Source organism: Pseudactinotalea sp. Z1739, from assembly GCF_049725055.1.
Lineage (GTDB): Bacteria > Actinomycetota > Actinomycetes > Actinomycetales > Beutenbergiaceae > CALKWS01.
The window spans coordinates 52,284-75,703 of sequence record NZ_JBMPQA010000003.1; the positions used below are offsets into that span (position 1 = coordinate 52,284).

Annotated in this window: 20 protein-coding genes; 9 read left to right on the plus strand and 11 right to left on the minus strand. The window is 71.2% G+C overall.

Features of this window, described 5'->3' with window-relative positions; all coding sequences use genetic code 11:
* Positions 1-142: 142 nt before the first annotated feature.
* The 5 genes from ACO0LV_RS04630 to folE all read right to left on the minus strand — a co-directional run bounded on the left by ACO0LV_RS04630 (position 143) and on the right by folE (position 4,984).
* Positions 143-637, minus strand: coding sequence for a PH domain-containing protein (locus tag ACO0LV_RS04630; protein ID WP_424786703.1), 495 nt, complete (start codon positions 635-637; stop codon positions 143-145).
* A gap of 26 nt (positions 638-663) precedes the next feature.
* Positions 664-1,149: a DUF3180 domain-containing protein gene (locus ACO0LV_RS04635; RefSeq protein ID WP_424786704.1), complete on the minus strand. Its 486-nt coding sequence runs from the start codon at positions 1,147-1,149 to the stop codon at positions 664-666.
* Positions 1,150-1,157: 8 nt separating this feature from the next.
* On the minus strand, positions 1,158-3,251 hold the full coding sequence (gene folK / locus ACO0LV_RS04640; protein ID WP_424786705.1) for a 2-amino-4-hydroxy-6-hydroxymethyldihydropteridine diphosphokinase: 2,094 nt from the start codon (positions 3,249-3,251) through the stop codon (positions 1,158-1,160).
* A gap of 29 nt (positions 3,252-3,280) precedes the next feature.
* Complete coding sequence (folP, locus tag ACO0LV_RS04645) at positions 3,281-4,147, minus strand: dihydropteroate synthase (RefSeq protein ID WP_424786706.1); 867 nt, start codon at positions 4,145-4,147, stop codon at positions 3,281-3,283.
* 135 nt (positions 4,148-4,282) lie between these two features.
* Positions 4,283-4,984: a GTP cyclohydrolase I FolE gene (gene folE, locus ACO0LV_RS04650; RefSeq protein ID WP_424786707.1), complete on the minus strand. Its 702-nt coding sequence runs from the start codon at positions 4,982-4,984 to the stop codon at positions 4,283-4,285.
* Positions 4,985-5,222: 238 nt separating this feature from the next.
* Here folE and ACO0LV_RS04655 point away from each other — a divergent pair, with 238 nt between their 5' ends.
* Genes ACO0LV_RS04655 through ACO0LV_RS04670 form a run of 4 tightly spaced genes read left to right on the plus strand, consistent with a single transcriptional unit; the run spans position 5,223 to position 9,349 of the window.
* Entirely contained in the window at positions 5,223-5,954 is a 732-nt protein-coding gene (locus tag ACO0LV_RS04655) for a sugar phosphate isomerase/epimerase family protein (protein WP_424786708.1), read from the plus strand.
* The gene (locus tag ACO0LV_RS04660; protein ID WP_424786709.1) at positions 5,951-7,108 is read left to right on the plus strand and encodes a Gfo/Idh/MocA family protein; all 1,158 of its coding nucleotides are present in this window, start codon (positions 5,951-5,953) and stop codon (positions 7,106-7,108) included. The genes ACO0LV_RS04655 and ACO0LV_RS04660 overlap by 4 nt, the downstream gene beginning before the upstream one ends.
* On the plus strand, positions 7,105-8,304 hold the full coding sequence (locus tag ACO0LV_RS04665; RefSeq protein WP_424786710.1) for a Gfo/Idh/MocA family protein: 1,200 nt from the start codon (positions 7,105-7,107) through the stop codon (positions 8,302-8,304). The genes ACO0LV_RS04660 and ACO0LV_RS04665 overlap by 4 nt, the downstream gene beginning before the upstream one ends.
* A 43-nt stretch (positions 8,305-8,347) precedes the next feature.
* The gene (locus tag ACO0LV_RS04670) at positions 8,348-9,349 is read left to right on the plus strand and encodes a sugar phosphate isomerase/epimerase family protein (protein ID WP_424786711.1); all 1,002 of its coding nucleotides are present in this window, start codon (positions 8,348-8,350) and stop codon (positions 9,347-9,349) included.
* Positions 9,350-9,390: 41 nt separating this feature from the next.
* Here the strand turns inward: ACO0LV_RS04670 and ftsH are convergent, their stop codons facing one another.
* The 5 genes from ftsH to dacB form a co-directional block, all read right to left on the minus strand.
* Positions 9,391-11,430: an ATP-dependent zinc metalloprotease FtsH gene (gene ftsH / locus ACO0LV_RS04675; RefSeq protein WP_424786712.1), complete on the minus strand. Its 2,040-nt coding sequence runs from the start codon at positions 11,428-11,430 to the stop codon at positions 9,391-9,393.
* A gap of 190 nt (positions 11,431-11,620) precedes the next feature.
* Positions 11,621-12,160 (minus strand): hypoxanthine phosphoribosyltransferase, encoded by a 540-nt coding sequence (gene hpt / locus ACO0LV_RS04680; protein ID WP_424786992.1) that lies wholly within the window; start codon positions 12,158-12,160, stop codon positions 11,621-11,623.
* Positions 12,153-13,361 (minus strand): tRNA lysidine(34) synthetase TilS, encoded by a 1,209-nt coding sequence (tilS, locus tag ACO0LV_RS04685; protein WP_424786713.1) that lies wholly within the window; start codon positions 13,359-13,361, stop codon positions 12,153-12,155. The genes hpt and tilS overlap by 8 nt, the downstream gene beginning before the upstream one ends.
* 11 nt (positions 13,362-13,372) lie before the next feature.
* Positions 13,373-14,470, minus strand: coding sequence for a zinc-dependent metalloprotease (locus ACO0LV_RS04690; RefSeq protein WP_424786714.1), 1,098 nt, complete (start codon positions 14,468-14,470; stop codon positions 13,373-13,375).
* Positions 14,471-14,568: 98 nt separating this feature from the next.
* Positions 14,569-15,924, minus strand: coding sequence for a D-alanyl-D-alanine carboxypeptidase/D-alanyl-D-alanine endopeptidase (dacB, locus tag ACO0LV_RS04695; RefSeq protein ID WP_424786715.1), 1,356 nt, complete (start codon positions 15,922-15,924; stop codon positions 14,569-14,571).
* A 431-nt stretch (positions 15,925-16,355) separates the two neighbouring features.
* On the opposite strand from dacB, the gene ACO0LV_RS04700 reads away from it, so the two are divergent.
* Complete coding sequence (locus ACO0LV_RS04700; RefSeq protein ID WP_424786716.1) at positions 16,356-16,868, plus strand: inorganic diphosphatase; 513 nt, start codon at positions 16,356-16,358, stop codon at positions 16,866-16,868.
* Positions 16,869-16,993: 125 nt separating this feature from the next.
* On the opposite strand, the gene ACO0LV_RS04705 is transcribed toward ACO0LV_RS04700, so the two are convergent.
* Positions 16,994-18,523, minus strand: a complete 1,530-nt coding sequence (locus ACO0LV_RS04705) for an NlpC/P60 family protein (protein WP_424786717.1) — start codon at positions 18,521-18,523, stop codon at positions 16,994-16,996.
* A gap of 279 nt (positions 18,524-18,802) precedes the next feature.
* On the opposite strand from ACO0LV_RS04705, the gene ACO0LV_RS04710 reads away from it, so the two are divergent.
* The 4 genes from ACO0LV_RS04710 to metX all read left to right on the plus strand — a co-directional run bounded on the left by ACO0LV_RS04710 (position 18,803) and on the right by metX (position 23,381).
* Positions 18,803-19,888, plus strand: coding sequence for an S-(hydroxymethyl)mycothiol dehydrogenase (locus ACO0LV_RS04710; protein WP_424786718.1), 1,086 nt, complete (start codon positions 18,803-18,805; stop codon positions 19,886-19,888).
* Positions 19,885-20,514: an MBL fold metallo-hydrolase gene (locus tag ACO0LV_RS04715; RefSeq protein ID WP_424786719.1), complete on the plus strand. Its 630-nt coding sequence runs from the start codon at positions 19,885-19,887 to the stop codon at positions 20,512-20,514. Before ACO0LV_RS04710 ends, ACO0LV_RS04715 begins: the two co-directional genes overlap by 4 nt.
* A 282-nt stretch (positions 20,515-20,796) precedes the next feature.
* Positions 20,797-22,155 carry a bifunctional o-acetylhomoserine/o-acetylserine sulfhydrylase gene (locus tag ACO0LV_RS04720; protein WP_424786720.1) on the plus strand — a complete coding sequence of 453 codons (1,359 nt, stop codon included), beginning with the start codon at positions 20,797-20,799 and terminating at the stop codon, positions 22,153-22,155.
* The gene (metX, locus tag ACO0LV_RS04725) at positions 22,152-23,381 is read left to right on the plus strand and encodes a homoserine O-acetyltransferase MetX (protein WP_424786721.1); all 1,230 of its coding nucleotides are present in this window, start codon (positions 22,152-22,154) and stop codon (positions 23,379-23,381) included. Before ACO0LV_RS04720 ends, metX begins: the two co-directional genes overlap by 4 nt.
* Positions 23,382-23,420 lie beyond the last annotated feature (39 nt).

A 23,420-nucleotide genomic window follows, 5' to 3' on the forward strand; every position in this document is an offset into this window, starting at 1 on the left:
GGCGGCGGCTGACCCTGCGGCACCTGGGGCCCATACGGGCCGTCCGCAGCCTGGCCGGCCGGCTGATCGTCCTCGGAACTGCGTCGCCGGCGCGGCGGTGGCGCGAACGGGTTGTGCCCGCCCGGAGGGGGAGGCGAGGTGCTCACAGGCCGGCCAACCTCGCCTCACCGCGAGCGCTGAGCTGGTCACGCAAGCGCCCGGCCTCATCCTGCGGCAGCCCGGGGATCGAGGCGTCGGTGCCCGCGGAGGCGGTGTGCAACTGGACCTGGGCGATCTTCATCCGCCGTGCGATCGGGCCGGCGCTGACGTCCACGTACTGCATCCGGCCGTAGGGCACCATCGTCAGGGTCTTGAACATCACGCCCTTGCGGATCAACAGGTCCTCCTCCTGCTCGGCGTACCCGATCGCCTTGACCTGGCGGGGAATGAGCCAGAGCACCCACACGGTGAGCAGAGCCAGGACTGCCGGGACCAGCCACATCCAGCCGCCGACGTACCAGGCGGGCCCGACCGAAGCCACGGTCGGCAGGCCCAGGAACACCGCGGCGCTGATCATGCGCACCGGGATCAGGCGGGGTGAGACCCGGTGCCACTCCACGCCGGCGACGTCGAACGCCGGGGTCGACTCAATGCTCATGGTGGCCATTGTGTCGGATCATCGCCTCAGGACAAATGTGGCTCCACCGGGCCCGGTGGTCTCGGCTCGTCGGGGTCATCGTCGGGCGGCACGCGGCAACACCACTCGGCGATCAGCCCGGCCGCGATCATGACGCCCGAGGCGATCATCGCGCTTCCCGCCAGCAAGGCCTGCGCGCGCGGCTCCGGGGCCTGCAGCCGCGGTAGCGCCAGAACCAGTTGGCCGGTGAAGTAGCCCAGGTGGGCGGCTCCGGTGATCGCCGCGGCCTGGCCCAACACCAATGTACGGACCGCGTCGGTCGGGTCCAGCGGCTCGCCCGCACGGACGTGCCGGCGGATCCGCAGGCCGAGCAGGAGCACCACGGCCGCCAGCACCAGCACCAGGAGCACCTGCAGCAGCACGACCGGGACGGGATTGTTCCCGCGCGAGGTCCACCACCGCAGAACCATCATGCTCAGGGCCGCCGCCACCACGAAGACGGTGACCAGGGTCTGCCATCGAAGGCGCTGCATCGATGTGGTCAGGACTCCTCGTCACGGCGCTGGACGGGCTGCCAGCGCGGCGCGAACGGCTTGGGGGTCTGCTCGGGGGAGGGCGTCTCGGTGCCGCGCGGGGGCCACGGTGCAGGTGTGTCCGCAGCCGCCGGTGCGGGCTCGGCGGGATCTGGCTCAGCAGGTTGCGTCTCGGCCTGCGCGGGCTCGGGCTCAGCCGGCTCGGGCTCTGGCTCGGCCGGCTCGGGCTCTGGCTCGGCCGGCTCGGGCTCGGGCTCAGCCGGCTCGGGCTCCGGCTCCGGTGCGGTCGCCGCAGGCTCTTGCGCGGGATCGGTCGCCTCGGGCTCGGACTCGGGCTCAGCCGGCTCGGGCTCTGGCTCGGGTTCGGCCGGCCCCGGCTCGGCTGATTCGGACGGGACGCGATCCGGCGTCGGGACCGAGGCCGGCTCGACCTCCTCCTGGCCGACATTGGGCGACGAGGACTGCTCGCCGGAAGCCTGCGCCCAAACCTGGGGCTCGGGGTCCGGCACTCCTGCGGGCTCCCCCTCGACGCCGGACTCACGTGCCGGCGAAACCTCACCCCCGGGCCGGGCGCCGCCGGACTCCGCGACCGACGCGACACCGGCTGGCTGGCCGGCATCGGGCTGCGCGGGATCAGCCGGGGCCGGATCGGCCGTCGGCGCCGGGTCGAGGTCGTCGGCCCCGTCGGGCGCCTCGTCCGGTTGCCCGGCCACGGAGACCTCGGAGCCATCGGGAGCCACCGGGAGCGCACCGGACTCGGCGGCAGCGGGAGCCTGCCACACCCCGGGCGCCTCCGGGGGCACCACCGAGGGCGCTGCCTGCTCGGCCTGCTGCCCGGGTTCGGACTCCTGCGGCGCCGGCGCGTCGTCGTCCTGTTGTGGAGGCACACTCGGCGGTGCCTCCTCACCCCGCGCGGGGACACCCTGCTCCGAGCCACCCTGCTCCGAGCCACCCACCTCGCGGCCCACCGGTGCGGGGGCGGCACTCTCCGAGATCACGAAGCTGGCCGAATCGGTGCCGCTCCCGGTACGTTCGAGCCAGTCCAGCGCGAGCCATCGCACCCCACCGCGGTCCGGAGCGGTTTCGGCCAGCATCGCCACCGGCCCGCCACCGAGGCCGGGAAGGAACGCATCGGCATCGGCCTGCGCCCAGGGCACCAGCACGAAGGCCCGCTCGTTCGCACGCGGGTGCGGCAATTGCAGGTGTTCGGCGGTGGAGGACACACCCTGATAATCGATAATGTCGATATCCACGGTGCGCTGACCCCAACGGTGGGTGCGGACGCGACCGTAACTGTCCTCCAGCGACTGAGCCAGTTCCAGCAGCCCGTTCGGTGACATGGTGGTCGTGGCCAGCACGACGGCGTTGAGGTAGTCCGGCTGGGCGACCGCATCGGCGGCGGTCACCGCGGCAGTACGTGCCAGCGGAGAGACCTCCTGCACCGTCAGGCCGGGTGCGCCGCGCAGATCGTCGACCACCGCCCGCAGCGTCGACCGTACATCGCCGACGTTGCCGCCCAGGCCCAGGACCACCGCGACCTCATCATCGGGTTCGCGGTCCAGCGCGTCGCTGCCGTCCTCCTCCGCCTCGGCCGGGGAGGGAGCCGGCACTCCCTCGTTGGGCGTGTACGGAGACGCCTCGAGCACCGGGCCCGGCACCGCCGCGGCCCCGCTCGCGGCCGCGGATTCGGCACGGCTCGGTGCCGAACCGCCGGCACGGTCCGCCGCGCGGCTGATCCGCACCTGCACATCGGAGAACAACAGGCCCAGGGGCGCATCGGGCTTGTGCACGGTGACGTCCACCGCCAGCACCCGCGCGTGCGCCAGCACCGCATCGGCGATCCGGGCGGCCAGGGTCTCCAGCAGGTTCAACGGTTCGCCCTCGATGAGAGCGACCACCTCGGTTGCCACCGCGGCGTAGTCCACGGTCGCACCGAGGTCGTCACCTGCCGCAGCGTCTGAGGTATCGACGTGGATGTCCAGGTCCACCAGGAAGGTCTGGCCGTCCCGGCGCTCCTCCGGCAGGACCCCGTGCCGGCCCACTCCACCTAGTCCGACCAGCCGGATCACATCCGCCTCGGGTCGGTGCGCGTTCGCTGTCATAGCCGCCATTGTGGCCCGTCCTGTTCCGATTATCCCTGCGCGACATCCGGTGTCAGCGCCAGGGCCTGCTGGTCCAGACCCCGGGTCGCGGTCCGGAACTCCTGTGCCACGCGGACCGCATCGACCGAGATCGGCACGTCGTGCACCCGGACCGCCCAGGCGCCGGACCGGGCCACCAGGGCAGATATCGCCGCGCTGGCACGGTCCCGGAAGGTGGGCAGGGACTCGGCGCCGTGCCGGGCCAGCAACTCCCCGATGAAGCGTTTGCGCGAAGCCCCCACCAGCACCGGGAATCCGAGGTCCTGCAAGCGGTGCAGGTTCGCCAGCAGGATCCAGTTCGCCTCGGCGTCCTTGGCAAAACCCAAGCCGGGGTCGATGATGATCCGCTCCTCGGACACCCCGGCATCGACCACCGCCTGGACCTGGGCGGACAGTTCCGCCCGCACGTCCTCGACCACGTCGTCGTACTTCGTCAAGGAGGCCATCACGTCGGAGTGTCCGCGCCAGTGGGACAGGATGAACCGGGCGTCGCTCTCAGCGGCGACCGCGGCCATGTCCGGATCGGCGCGGCCCCCGGAGACGTCATTGATGATGCCGGCGCCCGCCTGCACGGCGACGCTGGCAACCTGTGCGCGCATCGTGTCCACACTGAGCACCGGAGCGTGCCCGAGCAGTCCCTCGATCACCGGGAGCACCCGGTCCAGTTCCTCTTGCACACCCACCCGGGAGGCTCCCGGGCGGGTGGACTCCCCACCGATGTCCAGGATGTCGGCGCCCTGGGCCAGCAGGTGGCGACCATGGGCGATCGCCACGTCACGTTCGAACCACTGGCCTCCGTCACTGAAGGAGTCAGGGGTGACGTTGACGATGCCCATCACCTGCGTGCGTGTGCTCACGACTCCAGGGTATGACGCCGGGCGCACTGTCGGCGCAGGATGGTGCGGCGGGATCTTCGACGGGAACAGTCGCCGGCTCGGCCTGTGGACCAGACCCGGTCCCGGTTCGTCAGGCGCAGTGCGGGTTGATCAGGCTCAGTGCCGGTTGATCAGGCTCATCGCCTCGGCCCGGGTGGGACCCTGGCGCATCATGCCCCGCACCGCGGAGGTGACGGTCCGCGAACCGGGCTTGCGCACTCCACGCATCGACATGCACAGGTGTTCGGCCTCGACCACCACGATCACCCCGCGGGCACCCAGCAGGTGCACCAACGCGTCGGCGACCTCGGTGGTCAGTCGCTCCTGCACCTGGGGGCGTTTGGCATAGACATCGACCAGACGGGCCAGTTTGCTCAACCCCGTGACCCGGCCGTGGGCGTCCGGGATGTAGCCCACGTGCGCCACCCCGTGGAAGGGCAGCAGGTGGTGCTCGCACATGGAGTACACCTCGATGTCGCGCACCAGCACCATCTCCTGGTGCTCGATGTCGAAGAAGGTCTGCACCACCTCGGCAGGGTCCTGGTGCAGACCCGAGAAGGACTCGGCCAGGGAACGGGCCACCCGCTCGGGCGTCTCCCGCAGGCCCTCGCGGTCGGGGTCCTCCCCGACGGCGAGGAGCAGGTCCCGCACGGCCCGAGCCACCCCGGCGGCGTCGTAGGGCCGCACTCTCCGGCGGTCCCCGACCACCCGCCCGGCATCCGCGCCCCGCGGGCGGTCGCCGTCGCCGTCGGCCCTGCCCGGGTGGGGGCTCCGCCCGGGCGCAGGGTCCTGCGCGGGCGCGGCGTCGTGGTCTGCCATGGCAGGCACCTCCTGTGCGGGAACCGGCGGTGAGGGAGTCCTCGCGCCAGCCTATTGCGGCGGCACCGCTACCTTAGTGCGCGCCGGCCGCCACCTTACGGCGCGCTTGCCGCCACCGGGCGCAGTGCGCGATCCGAACCGGCCGGATGCACCATCGCGTGCCTACTTTTGCTTGTTGGTAGACATAAGTGCCCATAGGGTGGTTGCGACCCTCCGCATCGACCTAGGAGCACTCCCCGTGTCCCACTCCCTCCAGCTCTACACCCTGCGCAACCACCTCGACGAAGACCTGGACGGCACCCTGAAGCGGGTGGCCGAGTTCGGGTACACCCAGGTGGAGCCGTACCGGATCGTGCCCGAGACCGAGGCACTGGGAGCAGCGCTGCGTACGCACGGGCTCAGCGCCCCCACCACGCACGCGCCGCTGCTCGGGGAGAACCAGGCCGGGATCTTCGCCGCCGCCACACAACTGGGCATCGGCACCGTGATCCTGCCGGCCACTCCGGAGTCGGAGTGGACCAGCGCCGCAGGCGTGGAGGCGATCGCCGCCGCCCTGAACCAGGCCGCGAGTGCCGCCGCCGAGCACGGTCTGAAGATCGGCTACCACAACCACTGGTGGGAGTTCGCGCAGATCGATGGCCGCACCGCGATCGAGTACTTCGCCGACCGACTCGACCCGGAGGTGGTCCTGGAGATCGACACCTACTGGGCCGCAGTTGCCGGGGTGGACCCGGTAGCCCTGATCGGCACCCTGGGATCGCGGGTGCAGTACCTGCACCTGAAGGACGGCCCGATCACCAGTGACGCCGCCGATCAGATGGCGCTGGGCGAGGGCTCGATGCCGGTACCGGACATTCTGGCGGCGGCCGAGCACCTGAAACTGGGCGTGGTGGAACTCGATGACCACCGCGGCGACATGTTCACCGCCGTGGAGCAGTCCCTGCGCTACCTGGAAGGGATCGCCAAGTGAGCGCTGCGACAGCCGGAGCAGCCGGGGCGGCACTGTCCGCGCAGGGTTCGGGACCGGTGGGGGTCGGGGTGATCGGGGCCGGGGTGATCTCCGGCGCCTACCTGCGGACCATGACCTCCTTCCCCGACCTGCAGGTGCACGCGATCGCCGACCAGAACGCCCGAGCCGCTGCGGACAGGGCCGAGGAGCACGCGATCCCCACCCACGGCGACGTCGAGGCGGTCCTGAACCACCCCGAGGTGGAGATCGTGGTGAACCTGACCACCCCGGCTGCGCACGTGGCGGTGGGCCAGGCCGCAATCGCCGCCGGCAAGCACGTGTGGAACGAGAAGCCGCTCGCCCTGGACGTGGACGCCGGGAAGTCACTGCTGGACCAGGCCGCCGCGGCCGGACTCCGGGTGGGCTGCGCACCCGACACCGTCCTGGGCACCGGCCTGCAGACCGCGCGCCGGATCATCGAGCGTGGCGACATCGGCACCCCGCTCACGGCGCTGGCGTTGATGCAGAACCCCGGCCCGGACCTGTGGCACCCCAACCCGGCGTTCCTGTTCGGGGAGGGCGCCGGCCCCTTGTTCGACATCGGGCCCTACTATCTGACCACCCTGATCCAGATCTTCGGCTCGGTGGCCACCGTGGCGGCACTGGCCTCCACCGCGCGCACCGAGCGCGTCATCGGGTCCGGCCCCAATGCCGGGCAGACCTTCGAGGTCACCGCCGACACCCATACCGGCGCGCTCATCGGATTCGCCTCCGGCGCCAGCGCCCAGGCGGTGTTCAGTTTCGACTCCCCGGCCCCGCGCACCGGGTTCGTCGAGATCGCCGGCAGCGAGGCCACCATCGCGCTACCGGACCCGAACCAGTTCGACGGGCAGATCCGGCTGTGGCGCACCGGCTCCGATGAGTGGGAGGCCATCGACTCCACCGGCCCCGCGCACGGACGGGGCCTGGGCGTGCTGGAGATGGCCCGGGCGATCCGCAGCGGCACCGGCCATCGGGCCAGCGGCGATCTGGCCCTGCACGTGCTGGAGGTGATGGCGTCGATCACCTCCTCGGCCCGCACCACCTCGTTCGTCTCGATAGGCTCCCGGGCACCGGACGTGCCGGTCCTGGACGACGGCTTCGATCCGGCCCGACCGACCCTGGGGGCAGCATGAGCGACGCAGCCACGGGCACCGGCAGCCCAGGCAGCACCGGCAGCCCAGGCACCGGGCCCCTGGGCGTGGCCTGCATCGGCTACGCGTTCATGGGCAAGGCCCACTCGGCCGCCTGGCGAGAGGTGAGCGCCCACTTCGACGTCCCGGCGACCTCGCGCCAGGTGCTGGTGGGACGCGATGCCGGCCAGGTGGCCGAGGCCGCCGCCACCTACGGGTGGGCCGAGTCCGCCACCGACTGGCGTGACGTGATCGCCCGGGATGACATCGACATCGTCGACATCTGCACACCGGGGGAGACGCACGCCGAGATCGCCCTGGCCGCCCTGGCCGCGGGCAAGCACGTCATGGTGGAAAAGCCCCTGGCCAACACCCTCACCGAGGCCGAGGCGATGGCCGCGGCCGCGACCGAGGCCACCGGGCGCGGGGCGTTCTCCATGGTCGGGTTCAACTACCGCCGGGTGCCGGCGCTGGCGCATGCCCGGAACCTGATCGCGCAGGGCGTCATCGGACAGGTCCGCCAGATCCGCGGGGCCTACCTGCAGGACTGGCTGGCCGACGCTCAGGCACCGATGACCTGGCGGCTGCGGGCCGAGACCGCCGGATCGGGCGCCCTCGGCGACATCGCCAGCCACACCGTGGACCTGGTCGGCTTCCTGACCGGTTCCACCGCCACCGACGTGTCGGCCCGGCTGCAGACGTTCGTACCGCAGCGCCCGGGGCCCGCCGGGCCCGAGGACGTGACGGTCGACGACGGCGCCTGGCTGACCCTGGGCCTGTCCGGTGGGGCCGTGGCCGAGCGGGCGGTAGCCGGCGTGGAGGTCTCCCGGGTGGCGCTGGGCCGCAAGAACGCCCTCACCCTGGAGATCTACGGCACCGAGGGTGCGATCTGTTTCGACCTGGAGCGGTTGAACGAATTGCAGGTGCTGCGCGGCACCGACGCCGCCTCGCACGGGTTCGCCCGCGTCCTGATCACCGAGGAGGACCACCCCTACCTGTCCGCGTGGTGGCCACCGGGGCACGTGATCGGGTGGCAGCACACCTTCGTGCACCAGGTGCGCGACTTCCTCTCCGCACTGGACTCGGGGACCCCGCCCACGCCGTCGTTCGCCGACGGCCTGGCCACCCAACGGGTGTTGGCCGCCGCCCAGGAGTCCGCCCGGAACGCCTCGGCCACCATCACACTGGGGTCGGCCTGACCCGTCGATCCTGACCTGTCCCACCACCCACGAAGGAGTCACCATGGCACGCCCGTTCACCCTGTTCACCGGCCAGTGGGCCGACCTGACCCTGGAGGAGGTGGCCGAACTCGCCGCCGGGTGGGGCTATGACGGCCTGGAGATCGCGGTGTCCGGGGAGCACCTGGATGCCTGGCGCTGGGACGACGACGACTACATCGCCGATCGGTTGGGCATCCTGGAGCGGCACGGGCTGAGACTGTGGACGATCTCGAACCACCTCAAGGGTCAGGCGGTGTGTGATGACCCGATCGACTTCCGGCACCAGGCCATCGTGGGTGCCAGGGTGTGGGGCGATGGCGACCCCGAGGGGGTGCGCCAGCGCGCGGCCGAGGAGATGAAGCACACCGCCCGCCTGGCTCGGCGGCTGGGAGTGGACACCGTGGTGGGCTTCACCGGATCCTCGATCTGGCAGTACGTGGCGATGTTCCCCCCGGTACCGGCCGAGAAGATCGAGGCGGGCTACGCCGACTTCGCCGAGCGATGGAACCCGATCCTGGACGTCTTCGACTCCGAGGGCGTGCGGTTCGCCCACGAGGTGCACCCCAGCGAGATCGCCTATGACTACCACTCCACGGTGAAGACCCTGGAGGCGATCGGGCACCGGGAGGCGTTCGGGCTGAACTGGGACCCCTCGCACATGATGTGGCAGGGCATCGACGTCGTCGACTTCATCTACGACTTCGCTGATCGCATCTACCACGTGGACTGCAAGGACACCAAGATGCGGATGGGCAACGGCCGGGCCGGGATCCTGTCCTCGCACCTGCCCTGGGGCGATGGGCGGCGCGGCTGGGACTTCGTCTCCGCCGGGCGGGGAGACGTGCCGTGGGAGCAGGCGTTCCGGGCGCTGACCGCGATCGGATACGACGGGCCGATCTCGGTGGAGTGGGAGGACGCGGGGATGGACCGGCTGGTGGGTGCCCCGGAGTCACTGGCAGCGCTGAAGAAGTTCGACTTCGAACCGTCCACCCAGTCCTTCGACGCCGCCTTCAGCCAGGACTGACCGGGCCGCGCCACCCGCCACGCGCCACCCCGACAGCGGGGCTACTGCCCGGGGGCCGGTGGCTCCGGGTCCGGTGCGGGCGCGGTGCCGGTGGGCGGGTTCGCCGTCTCGCCCCCGGCGGCGGCGGCCTGGTCCTGGGGCAGTTCCTGGCCCTCGCCTCCGGCGATCTCCCGGGAGGAGCGCACCGGCGGTTTGTCGCTGATGGTGCGCTGCTGACTGGACAGCCACACCGGGCGCGGGTCGCGCTTGGTCACGGCGGCGAAGATCTCCGCGAGTTCCTGCTGGTTCAGGGTCTCCCGCTCCAGCAGTTCCAGCGCGAGTTCGTCGAGCACGTGGCGGTACCCGGTCAGGATCTCCCAGGCCTCGTCATGGGCAGACTCGATCAGCCGGCGCACCTCGGCGTCGACCCGGCCGGCCACGTCCTCGGAGTACTCCCGCTCGTGGCCCATGTCCCGGCCGAGGAACACCTCGCCGGAGGCCGAGCCCAGTTTGATCGCCCCGACCCGTTCGCTCATCCCGAACTCCTTGACCATCCGCCGTGCGGTGGCGGTGGCCTTCTCGATGTCGTTGGAGGCGCCGGTGGTGGGGTCGTGGAAGACGATCTCCTCGGCCACCCTCCCACCCATGGCGTAGGCGAGTTGGTCGAGCAGTTCGTTGCGGGTGGTGGAGTACTTGTCCTCGGCGGGCATCACCATCGTGTACCCCAGGGCCCGCCCGCGCGGCAGGATGGTCACCTTGGTGACCGGGTCGGTGTAACGCAGCGCCGCTGCCACCAGCGCGTGTCCGCCCTCGTGGTAGGCGGTGAGTTTGCGCTCCTGCTCGTTCATCACCCGGCTGTGCTTCTGCGGGCCGGCGATCACCCGGTCGATGGCCTCGTCCAGGGCCTTGTTGGTGATCGTGGTGCCGTGGGTGCGGGCGGTCAGCAACGCGGCCTCGTTCAACACGTTCGCCAGGTCGGCGCCGGTGAATCCGGGGGTGCGCTTGGCCACCATGTGCAGGTCCACGTCCGGGGCCATCGGCTTGCCCTGGGAATGCACCGCCAGGATCGCCTCGCGACCCTTGAGGTCCGGTGCTTCCACGGTGATCTGCCGGTCGAACCGGCCCGGGCGCAGCAGGGCCGGGTCCAGGATGTCGGGCCGGTTGGTCGCGGCGATCATGATGACGTTGGCGTTGGCGTCGAAGCCGTCCATCTCCACCAGCATCTGGTTCAGGGTCTGCTCGCGCTCGTCGTGCCCGCCACCAAGGCCGGCGCCGCGCTGGCGACCCACGGCGTCGATCTCGTCCACGAAGATGATCGCCGGAGCGTTCGCCTTGGCCTGCTCGAACAGGTCCCGCACCCGCGAGGCTCCCACGCCCACGAACATCTCCACGAAGTCCGAGCCGGAGATGGTGTAGAAGGGCACTTCGGCCTCACCGGCCACCGCCCGGGCCAACAGTGTCTTACCCGTCCCGGGCGGCCCGTACAGCAGCACGCCCTTGGGGATCTTGGCGCCCACCGCCTGGAACTTGGCCGGGTCGGCGAGGAAGTCCTTGATCTCCTCCATCTCCTCCACGGCCTCATCGGCTCCGGCCACGTCGGAGAACCGCACCTTCGGGGTCTCCTTGGTGACCTGCTTGGCCTTGGACTTGCCGAAGTTCATCATCCGCGACCCGCCGCCCTGCATGCGGGAGAGGATGAACCAGAACACCCCGATCAGCAGCGCGATGGTCAGGAACGTCATGAGGAACGTGGTCCACCACGGGGTCTGCGGCACCACCGAGTTGTACCCGCCCTCGGGCTCGGCGGCCACGATCGCCTCGATCACGGCCTCGCCCTGGGGCTCGGTGTAGTAGAACTCCAGGTCGGTGCCCTTGCTCTCCCCGTCCACCTCGTAGTCCTCGGACAGGACCAGGTTCACCCGCTGTTGCCCGTCGGTGATCTGCACCTGTTCCACGGTGTCGCCGGCGAGCAGCTCCAGGCCGGTGGAGGTGTCGATCTCCTCCACGCCCGGAGCGGAGAAGATGCGGATACTGAGCCAGAGCATGGACAGGGCGATGAGGATCCAGATGAATGGACCTCGGAAGAGTTTCTTGACGTTCATCTCCGGGGGGTGCGCCCCGTCCCTCCTGCTCGCAGTGTTCGCAGCATGACGCTATCCGACGCACCGGGGCGAAGCGGCGCGTGTTCGCCCATGGCGTCGCAGCGGGGCCCCGATTGTGTCCGAGACCACACCGCGGTCGGAACCGGGTGCTCCGCTCGGTGGTCCGGACGCCAGCGACCGGTGGCGCGGCTCACGTGTCGTAGACGTGCGGGGCCAGGGTTCCCACGAAGGGCAGGTGCCGGTACCTCTCGGCGTAATCCAGGCCGTACCCGACCACGAACTCATCGGGCACGTCGAAGCCCACGTACCGCACGTCCACATCGACCTTGGACGCGGCCGGCTTGCGCAGCATCGCCGCCACCTCCACCGAGGCCGGCCCACGGGAGCGCAGGTTCGCCAGCATCCAGGACAGCGTGAGCCCGGAGTCGACGATGTCCTCGACCACCAGCACGTGCTTACCGTGCAGATCGGTGTCCAGGTCCTTCAGGATCCGCACCACTCCGGAGGACTTGGTGCCCGAGCCGTAGGAGGAGATGGCCATCCAGTCCATCCGGGCGTCGGCGTTCAGGCGCCGGGACAGGTCGGCCATCACCATCACGGCGCCCTTGAGCACCCCGACCAGCAACACCTCGCGGCCGGCGTAGTCGCGATCGATCTCGGCCGCCATCTCATCCAGACGGGTGTGCAACTGCTCCTCGGTGAGCAGGATCTTCTCCAGATCCTCACTCATCGTGCTGGCGTCCACGCGGTCCTCCTGATTCGTCGGCTCGGTCCGGCCGGGACCGCTCATGCCCATCGGCCCGCAGCGGTCCTGCTGGGCCCAACTCTAGGTTCCCACACCGGCGAACCGCACGGACGCCACCGGGTAGGTGGATCGGGCCCTGGCCGCGCCAGTGCGTCAGCAACGCATCCACGGCTTGCACATGCGCGGCGTTCAGCGATCCGGCGGGGCTGCCGGCTCGCACCGCGGCCGCGCGCAGCACCCGGGTGCGCAACGCCGTCGGGCCCTGCGCCAGCACGGCGACGGCGAGGACGACGACGCCCGCCCGGTCCGGACAGTGCTCGGCCTGCGTGGGGCTCACCCCGCCCGACCGGGCCGCCGAGCGGGGCGCGGACGTCGTGCTCACCTCGCCCGGTGCCTGCTCGGCCCGGGCACCGAGTTCCCGCGCGAGTTCATCGAGCAGGTCGGCATCGGCCCGGGCCAGGTCGGCGGTGCGGCCCAGGGCACCGATGACCTCCGGCCCGAGCACCCGGCTCAGGGCCGGCAGCACCTGCTCCCGCAGCGCCGCGCGTGGCAGCGGGGCGTCGTCGGCGGTGCGCCAGGGTCCCTCGGCGGTGTTGGCCGGATCGTGCCACGGCGTCAGGCCCGCCTCGGCACAGGCGGCCTCGGTCTGGGCCCGGCGCACCCCGAGCAGGGCTCGCAGGTACGGCCCGCGCACCGGGTCCATCCCGGCCAGGGAGCGGGTGCCCGAGCCGCGGGCCAGGGCCAGCAGCACCGTCTCGGCCTGGTCATCCAGGGTGTGGCCCAGCAAGATCGCCGCGGCGCCGGTGTCCCGGGCGGCGCGTTCCAGTGCCTCATAGCGCAGCGCGCGGGCGGTGGCCTCCGGACCCAGCCCGCCCGGGACGTCGGGCCGGGCGCGGTAGACCAGCGCCGGTTCCAGGCCCAGGCCGGCGCACGCCTCGATCGCGGTGGCACTGACCTGTGCCGAGCCGGGCTGCATGCCGTGGTCCACGCTCACCGCCCCCGCGCGCAGACCGAGGCGCGGGGCCACGAAGGCGGTCGCTGCGGCCAGCGCGAGGGAGTCCGCGCCACCGGAGCAGGCCACCATGACCAGGTCCCTGGGCACCAGCGCCGATTCCTCCAGCCGCCGGCGCAGCAGTGTGCGCACCGCACCGCGGACCGCGGCGGTGCCCGGCGGCATGGTGGGCATCGCCGGTGGTCTCAGCCGTGCACCCGGGCCAGCCAGGCGTCCGGGTCGGAGATCTCCTCGGAGGCCGGCAGGTTCGCCGCGTCGGTCCACACCGCGTTCAACCCCTCGTGGCCAACCGTGTCCACCACGGCCCGCACGAACGCGGCACCGTTGCGGTACTGGGCGAGTTTGGCGTCCATCCCCATCAACCGGCGCAGGATCGCCTCGGCCCACCCCGGGGAGTTGCGGCGCTTGTCGAAGGCGGCCCGGATCCGGCTGACCGTGGGCACCACCTGGGGGCCCACGGCGTCCATCACCACGTCGGCATGGCCCTCCAGCAGCGACATCACCGCCACCGTGCGGCCCATCATCTCGTGCTCGGACTCGGTCATCACCGAACCCAGCAGCGCCCCGGCCGGTTCGGTGCTGTCGGAACCGATCGCCCGCGGCAATGCCGAGATGAAGTCGCGCAGCCGGTCGGCGGCACTCTCCTGAGCCAGCATCGAGCCCATCAACTCACGCATCAGGCCGGCCAGGTGCTCGGGCAGCCAGGGGGCGGCGGCGAACTGCAGGGCGTGGGTCTGCTCGTGCAGGGCCACCCACAGGTGGAAGTCGCCCGGATCCAGTCGCAGCTCCCGCTGCACGTGCAGCACGTTCGGAGCCACCAGCATCAGCCGCCCGCCGGACCCCGATCCGCGTCCGCCATGAGCGCCACCGGCGGCGCCGGCGAACGGGTCGTACTGGCCCAGCACCCGGCTCGCCAGCAGCGGGAGCACCACACCCAGTTCCTCTCCGGCCAGGCGCGCCGAGGCACGGTTGGGCGCCTCGGGCAACAGCCCGTCGGTGAGGTGGGCGAACGTGGCGATATTCGCCCCGATCCAACGCCCCCGGTCCACCACGTACACCGGTTCCGCGGCGATCCGGGACGCCGGCTCGGTCAGGCCGGTGACCTCACCGACGAGTTCGGGTGCGCGCGCGCCGGCCGAGCGGAGCGACTCCACCAGCAGTGAGGCCTCGCCGCGCTCGGTGCGGGGGCCGGGGCGCACCAGGGCCCGGGCCCGGCGGGTGGCGGCCGACCAGTCCACGGACGAGACGGTCTCGGGCTGGGCGGTCGATGCAGGCGCGGTCATAACCCCAGCCTACGCTCGCCGGATGCCCCGGTACGCTCGGGACCACCGGCAACGAGAACTGTGCCCTGCCCCGGTGGGCGACGGGGACGAACGCGCACTCAACACCCGCAGTCGGCGATGCGGGAGGCCCAGTCGTCCACGGTCAGGCGCGCCAGGTAGGCCGCGCCGCGTTCGAAGTCACCGGTCAGCACGGTGAAGGCGAGCACCCGTCCGTCGGCGGTGTGCACCATCCCGGTCAGGGACACCACCTGCGGCAGCGTGCCGGTCTTGGCCGCGAGCGCCCCGGCCGCAGCCGTTCCGCCCAGGCGGTCCCGTAGCGTGCCCTCCAGCGCCCCCACCGGCATCCCGCGGATCGCGTCGGCCAGGTGCGGGTGCTCCGGGGACGCGGCCAGTTGCACCGCCTCGGTGAGGACCCGGGCGTTCACCCGGCTATCGGAGCTCAGGCCCGAGGTGTCCGCCAGGCTGACGCCCTCGACGTCCACCCCTAGCCCCTCCAGGACCTCCAGCACCGCCGCCCCGGAGCCGCTGAAACTGGTCTCCCCCTCGATCGCGTGTGCCGTCATCCGCCCGAGCACCTCGGCGAGCGGGTTGTCCGAGGCCTGCAGGGTGTAGGCCACCAGGTCCGCCAGGGGCGCCGAGGTGACCTCCCCCAGCACCGTCTCACCCAGGGAGGAGCCGCGTTCGATCTCGGTGACCTCCACGCCGCGCTCGTCCAGCCGCTCGGCGAACATCTCCGCAGCGGCCATCGCCGGGTCCTGCTGGCGGGCGTTGGTGCCCTGCTGGCGGCCCAGGTCCACCGCGATCGGTCGGATCGGCATCGCCCAGCCGCCGGTGCGGTCCCCGTCGGTCCAGTTCGGCCCCATCAGCGGTCCGGTGAACAGGGTGTCGTCCAGGCTCAGGGTCACCTGCGTGGTGCCGTCGGCCAGCAGGCTCTCGGCCACCTGCCCGGCCAGGTCGCCCAGCCCGCCGCGGCGCAGCGGCCCGCTCGCCGCCCCCTCGTCGGCGGCCAACGTGATGTCCCCACCACCCACCAGCACGATCTGGCCCACTCCGCCATCGACCACCCGGGTGGGGAAGGTGTGCTCGGGGCCCATGGTCTCCAGGGCCGCCACGGCGGCGAGCAACTTCAGCGCCGAGGCCGGCGCGCGCAGTTGCCCGGCGTTCTCATCGAGCAGCACCTCCCCGGTGAGCAGGTCGGTCACCATCACCGAGGGGTCGGGGCCGGCGCGCTCGTCATCGAGCAGGGCCGCAGTCAGCGACGTCAACGACTCCGTGCTCGGAACAGGAGCGGCATCGTCCGGGCCCGGGGCCACCGCGCCCAGGTCCGCCGCGGCCGGCACCTGGGCGGTCGGGAAGGGTTCGGCATCCGGCCAGGGTTCGTCGGTGGTGAGCAGTCCCGGGACGATGTCGCGGATGTCCAGGTAGACGTAGCCGCCCAGCAGCACCAGCACCACCAGCAGCGGGAAGAGCCGACGACGACGGCGTTGGCGCGCGCGGGCACGTGCGGCCGGGGAGGGCTTGCGTCCCCGCCCCGAACCACCCCGCGACGCACCTGAGCCGCTCGGGCGGGCACCGGCGCGACCGTCGTGGCCGGCTGGCGGGCGGGACCCGGGCCGGTGCTGCCCGGAGGAGCCCGCGCCCGCAGCAGCCGGGCTACGGCGCCCGGGCTGCGCCGTCGGCCTTCCCGTGGATGTGCCGGGGCGTTTACGGGCCGGTCCGCCACCACCGCGCCCCGGGGTGCACGCGGACCGGTTGGCCCCAGACTGGCGATCTACCACCCGCTTCTCCGCTCCTGACCGTGTTCGGCGGTGCCGACGTTAGGCACCCACCAGAAGGCTAGGCCACACTAGGCTCAGATCACGTCAACGATTCAGGAGAGCCGGCAGTGGAATTCGACGTCACGATTGAGATCCCCAAGGGGCACCGCAACAAGTACGAGGTGGACCACGAGACCGGCCGCATCCGCCTGGACCGGATGCTGTTCACCTCCACCCGGTACCCCGACGACTACGGCTACATCGACGGCACGCTCGGGGAGGACGGCGATCCGCTGGACGCCCTGGTACTGCTGGAGGAGCCGACGTTCCCGGGCTGCCTGATCCGCTGCCGGGCGCTGGGGATGTTCCGGATGCGCGATGAGGCCGGTGGGGACGACAAGGTGCTGTGCGTGCCCAAGGCGGACCAGCGGGCCAGTTGGCGCAGCGACATCGACGACGTCTCGGAGTTCCACCGCCTGGAGATCCAGCACTTCTTCGAGGTGTACAAGGACCTCGAGCCGGGCAAGTCGGTCGAGGGCGCGCACTGGGTGGGCCGCGAGGAGGCCGAGGCCGAGATCACCCGCTCCTTCCAGCGCGCCAAGGACGAGGGCTACACCCACCCCACGCCCTGGCAGACCTGAGCAGGCGCTAGCGGGCGCACGATCGTGGCCTGCGCGCGCCCCGTGACCGGCCCGCCCGGGTTCGCGCTCAGGGGCTCAGCGCAGTGCGCGCACGCCCCCGCCGGGAACCAGTGGCTCGTGCAGGGTCAGGGACGCCCGACCATCGGCAGCACGTTGGTCCACCAGACCGGTACCCGCTCCACGGTCTTGCCGGGCGCGGGGGCGTGTACCCGCATGCCGTTCCCGGCGTAGATGGCCACGTGGTAGATGCCGGAGGCCTGACCATTGCTGGAGTAGAAGATCAGGTCGCCCGGGCGCATGCTGTTGACCGGAACCTTCGCCACCGCGGCGTACTGGTCCCTGGTGGTGCGAGGCAGGGACCTGCCGGCGTTCTGGAAGGCCCGCTGCGTCAGACCGGAGCAGTCATAGGAGTTCGGTCCGGCCGCGCCGAAGACGTAGGGCTTACCGATCTGGGTCGATGCCCAGTTCAGGGCGGCCTGGCCCACCGAGGCTGAGGAGCCGCCACCGTTGCTGGGCGGTGGGGTGGGCGTCGGGGTGGGAGTTGGGGTCGGCGTCGGGGTCGGCGTCGGCGTCGGGGTCGGCGTCGGGGTTGGGGTCGGCGTCGGGGTTGGGGTCGGCGTCGGGGTTGGGGTCGGCGTCGGGGTTGGGGTTGGGGTTGGGGTCGGCGTCGGGTTCGACGGCGACGGGGCCGGATCCGGGTTCGACGGCGAGGGGGCCGGATCCGGGTTCGACGGCGACGGGGCCGGATTCGACGGCGACGGGGCCGGGGTCGACGGTTCCGGCGAGGAGTTCCCCGAGGATCCCGAGCCGGAGCCAGGCTCGGACTGGGACGCGGAGCCGGTGTCGGACTCCGGCTGAGCCGGCTCCACGTTCAGTGCCGCCGCCGCTGCACGGTTCTCGCGCTCGCGGCGCTGCTCCTCGAGGCCGTTCTGGCGCTGCTCCTCCAGTTCGTAACTGGTCTGACGCAGCGTGGCCAGCTGGCCGATCAGATCGGTGCGCTGGGCCGCGGTGCTCTGCTGGATCTGCAAGGCCTCCTGGTAGGCGGCCTCGGCCTCCTGGTGGCGCAGCTCCAACTCAGCGGCGGCGTCAGCCTTCTCCGCCACCGCCCGCTCGGCCCGGTCGTGCATGAGGGCGGCCACGATCTCGGCCGCATCCAGGCGCTGGAATGCCTCGTCGGCACCGCCCCCGAGCCGGTCGAACGTGGTGGCCCGGTGCATCGCGTCCTGGACCCCGCTGGCGCTGAGGAACACCTCAAGGTGCCCCAGCCCGCCGTTGTTGCGGTAGGCGGCGGTGGCCAGGCGTGCGACGTCCTCGCTGGCCTCGAGCAGTTCGGCGTCGGCTCGGGCGGCATCATCGGCGGCCGAGAGTTCCTCGGCCTCGGCCGTCTCGAGATCGATCGCGGCCTGGTTGTACAGGTCGGTGGCGATCGCGGCTTCCTGCTCGGCGACCTCGAGGCTGGCCGCGTTGGTGACCAGTTGCACTTCGAGCCGGGCGACCTGCCCGGCGGTGTCGTCAACCTGGGCCCAGGACTCCTCGATGTCGTCCTGACTGGGGATCTGCGGTGAGGCTGACGCCGCCGCGATCCCGGCCGAACCGGCCAAGAGGAAAGCGGAGAGGAAAGCGACGCCACGACGTGAATGTCGTGCAGAACCCATGACCTACTCCATCCCCGACGGCTTACTCACCTACTGCTACCGGCGTGTCGCGTTGACCAGCCGCCTCCCACACCGTAGTGCACAAGCGCCCACTTGTGAACACCAGCACCGATGTTCACAACTGTCACACTGTTCCCATTGAACGCGATCAACACATTTCCCGTGCCGGGATCGCCCACCTTGCTCCTTGGGTGTGAGGAAGATCATGACGCCGGAGCTGATTGCGCCTAGATTGGCCGGAGGCCACCAGTCGCGGTCGTCGAGGAGCAGGGGGAGCCCATGACCGGCACAGCCAGAGGTGTCATCGCCCGGAGCAGGAACGCACCGGTCGAACTCGTCGAGATCGTGGTGCCCGAACCCGGGCCCGGGGATGCGGTGGTGACCGTCGAGGCGTGCGGGGTGTGTCACACCGATCTGCACTACCGCGAGGGCGGCATCGACGACGACTTCCCCTTCCTGCTCGGCCACGAAGCCGCCGGAACGGTCGAAGCGGTCGGCGAAGGCGTCGCCGACGTGGCGCCGGGAGACTTCGTGATCCTGAACTGGCGTGCGGTCTGCGGGCAGTGCCGTGCCTGCTCCCGGGGCCGGCCCTGGTACTGCTTCGACACCCACAACGCCAGCCGTCCGATGACCCTGACCGATGGCACGCCGCTGAGCCCAGCCCTCGGCATCGGGGCATTCGCCACCAGAACCCTGGTCGCCGCCGGCCAGTGCACCAAGGTGGACCGCCACGCCTCCGCCGCGGCAGCCGGCCTGCTCGGTTGTGGCGTGATGGCCGGCTTCGGCGCCGCGGTCAACACCGGCGGCGTCACCCGGGGGGACTCGGTGGCCGTGATCGGCTGCGGCGGCGTGGGCAATGCCGCGATCGCCGGGGCACACCTGGCCGGGGCCACCACGATCGTTGCCGTGGATATCAGCGATCGGAAGCTGGAACTGGCCCGCACCTTCGGGGCCACGCACACCGTCAACTCCTCGGCCACGGACCCGGTCGAGGCTGTCCGGGAACTGACCGGTGGATTCGGCGCCGATGTGGTGATCGAGGCGGTCGGCCGGCCCGAGACCTACGAGCAGGCCTGCTACGCCCGTGACCTGGCCGGCACCGTCGTGCTGGTGGGTGTGCCCACGCCGGAGATGACCGTCGAGTTGCCACTCCTGGAGATCTTCGGCCGCGGCGGTGCGCTGAAGTCCAGTTGGTACGGCGACTGCCTACCAAGCCGGGACTTTCCTATGCTGATCGACCTGTACCGGCAGGGCCGCTTCGATCTCGATGCGTTCGTCACCGAGACGATCGGCCTGGACGAAGTGGAAGGAGCGTTCGAGAAGATGGCCCGCGGCGAGGTATTGCGTTCGGTGGTGATCCTGTGAGCACCGCACGGATCTCCCACACCACCACATCCGGCACCTTCTCCCTGGACGGGGGCACCTGGGAGGTGGACAACAACGTCTGGGTGCTCGGCAACGACGCCGAGTGCGTGGTGATCGACGCCCCGCACGAGGCCGGACCGATCCTGGAACTGATCGGCTCCCGCCGCCTGGTGGCGGTGCTGTGCACGCATGCCCACGATGACCACATCACCGCCGTCGGCGACCTCTACGACGCCACCGGTGCGCCGTCCTACCTGCACCCCCGGGACCGGATGCTGTGGGACCGCGTGTACGAGGTGGGCCCGGACCGCGAGCTGGCCGATGGCCAGGTGATCACGGTGGCCGGGGTCGAGATCCACGTGCTGCACACCCCGGGCCACTCCCCCGGCGCGTGCTGCTTCCACGTGCCCGAGTTGGACGTGGTGTTCACCGGGGACACCATGTTCGCCGGAGGGCCGGGCGCCACCGGACGCTCGTTCAGCAGCTTCGACACCATCATCGACTCGATCACCGACCAACTCCTCACGCTGCCAGGGCAGACGACCGTACACACCGGGCACGGGCCGTCCACCACCATTGCGGCCGAGGCCCCCCATCGGCAGGAGTGGATCGACCGCGGCCACTGAGCCGGGTTCGGCGCGGCCACTGAGCCGGGTTCGGCGCGGCCACCGCGTCCGCCATATGAGACAGGGTGTCCGCGGGCGAAGGTGACGCTTAGGGTGAGGATCATGTTCGGTCGAATGTGCAGCCCACTCGCGCATCCGGCCTGCCCGAAAATCGGCTGATGCGGAGTCGCGCAGATCCGCGCGCCCGCTGCCTGCCCGATGCGCCCCCGATCCAGGGATGATTGGTTCGGTAGCGCCGCCGCCGGGCCGCTCATCCCTCCACCTTCAGCGAGAGAGAACCCGATGAGCGACAACTGGAACTTCGAGACCCGTCAGATTCACGCCGGCCAGACGGCGGACTCCGCCACGGGCGCCCGCGCACTGCCGATCTACCAGACCACGTCCTTCGTCTTCAAGGACACCGATGAGGCCGCCAACCGGTTCGCCCTGTCCGACCTGGGCCCGATCTACACCCGGATCACCAACCCGACCCAGGCCGCGGTCGAAGACCGGATCGCCTCCCTCGAAGGCGGCGTGGGCGGGTTGCTGGTCGCATCCGGCCAGGCCGCGGAGACGCTGGCGATCCTGAACATCGCCGAGGCCGGTGACCACCTGGTGGCCAGTTCCAGCCTGTACGGGGGCACCTACAACCTGCTGCACCACACCCTGCCCAAGTTCGGCATCACCGTCACCTTCGTGGCGGACCCGGCCGACCCGCAGGCCTGGCGCGAGGCCGCACAGGAGAACACCAAACTGTTCTTCGGCGAGTCCATCCCCAACCCCAAGGGCGATGTGCTCGATGTCGAGGCGATCGCCGGCGTCGCCCATGACCTCGGCGTGCCGCTGGTGGTGGACAACACCGTGGCGACCCCGTACCTGCTGCGCCCGCTGGAGTGGGGCGCGGACGTGGTGGTGCACTCGGCCACCAAGTATCTGGGCGGGCACGGCACCACCATCGCCGGGGCGATCGTGGACGGCGGCACCTTCGACTACGCGAAGTACCCGGAGAAGTACCCCAACTTCAACACCCCCGACCCCAGCTACCACGGCCTGGTCTACGCCCGTGACCTCGGCGTGGGCTCCCCGTTCGGGGCGAACCTGTCCTTCATCCTCAAGGCCCGCGTGCAGCTGCTGCGCGACCTGGGACCGGCGGCCTCCCCGTTCAACGCCTTCCTGATCTCCCAGGGCGTGGAGACGCTGTCGCTGCGGATGGAGCGGCACGTGGCCAACACGCACAAGGTAGCGACGTACCTGCAGGGCCAGGACCAGGTCGAGAAGATCTACTGGGCCTCGCTGCCGGACAGCCCCTATTACGAGCTGGCAACCAAGTACACCCCCCAGGGTGCCGGTGCCGTGATCTCCTTCGACATCGCCGGCGGGCTGCAGGCAGGCAAGGCGTTCGTGGACGCACTGGAGTTGCACTCCCTGGTCGCCAACATCGGCGACGTGCGCTCGCTGGTGATCCACCCGGCCTCCACCACCCACTCCCAGCTCACCCCGGAGGAGCAGGCCGCCAGTGCGGTCAGCCCGGGCCTGGTGCGCCTGGCGGTGGGCCTGGAGCACATCGATGACATCCTGGCCGACCTGGACAAGGGGTTCGCGGCCGCCGCGGCCGTGAGCGGCACCGCCGGGACCCGGTCCACCACCCCCGAGACAGCATGAGGCCGACACCACCGGATGAGACCACACCGGGGTCCTACCGGCGGCCGGCCCCGGCCGGCGGTGAGCCCCCCACGGTGGCCCGCCCCCGCCGTCGGCCGTTGACCGGGCCGGTACCGGCGTCGGCGGCCTGGCGCCAGGGTGACCCGGTCGGCCGGCGGCACTTCGCCGACCTGGGGCCGTTGCACCTGGAGGCCGGTGGCCGGCTACCCCAGGTGACGTTGGCCTACCAGACCTGGGGCACGCTGAATGCGCGCGGGGACAACGCGATCCTGATCCTGCACGCCCTGACCGGGGACTCCCACGTGACCGGCGATGCCGAACCCGGCCACCCCACAGCCGGCTGGTGGTCGGGGCTGGTGGGTCCGGGCAAGGCGATCGACACCACTCGCTACTTCGTGGTGGCCCCGAACGTGCTCGGTGGGTGTCAGGGCAGCACCGGACCTTCCAGCAGCGCCCCGGACGGTACCCCGTGGGGTAGCCGGTTCCCGTACCTGACCGCCCGGGACCAGGTAGCGGCGGAGATCGAGTTGGCCGACCGGCTCGGGATCGGCACCTGGGCCGCGGTAGTGGGCGGGTCGATGGGTGGTCACCGCGTCCTGGAGTGGGCGGTGAGCACGCCGGGCCGGGTGGGCAAGGTGGTGGCGATCGCCACCTGCGCCCAGACATCCGGGGACCAGATCGCCTGGGCGCACGCCCAGTTGGGTGCGATCCGCTCCGACCCGCGCTACCGCGGCGGGGACTACTACCAGGCCGCCGACGACGACGGGCCGCACCACGGCCTGGGCGTGGCCCGCCAGATCGCGCACACCACCTATCGCAGCGCCAAGGAACTGGACCAGCGGTTCGGTCGCATCCCCCAGGGCGCCGAGGAGCCCCTGGGCGGGGGCGGACGGTTCGCCGTGCAGTCCTACCTGGACCACCACGCCGGCAAGCTCGCGCGACGCTTCGACGCCAACTCCTACGTGGTACTGACCGACGCGATGCTCACCCATGATCTGGGTCGGGACCGGGGCGGAGTCGACTCGGCGCTGGCGGAGATCACCGCCCCGACGCTGTCGGTCTCGGTGGACTCCGACCGGTTGTTCCTGCCCGAGCAGGGGCTCCGGATCGCCGACGGGGTGCGCGATGGCACCTTCCGGTTGCTGCGCTCGGACTACGGCCACGACGGTTTCCTGGTGGAGACCGACCAGCTCGGCGCGGTCGTGGGTGAGTTCCTGGCGCACTGAGGGGAACGTCCCCGCCCGGTCCGGCGCCTGTGCGGCAGC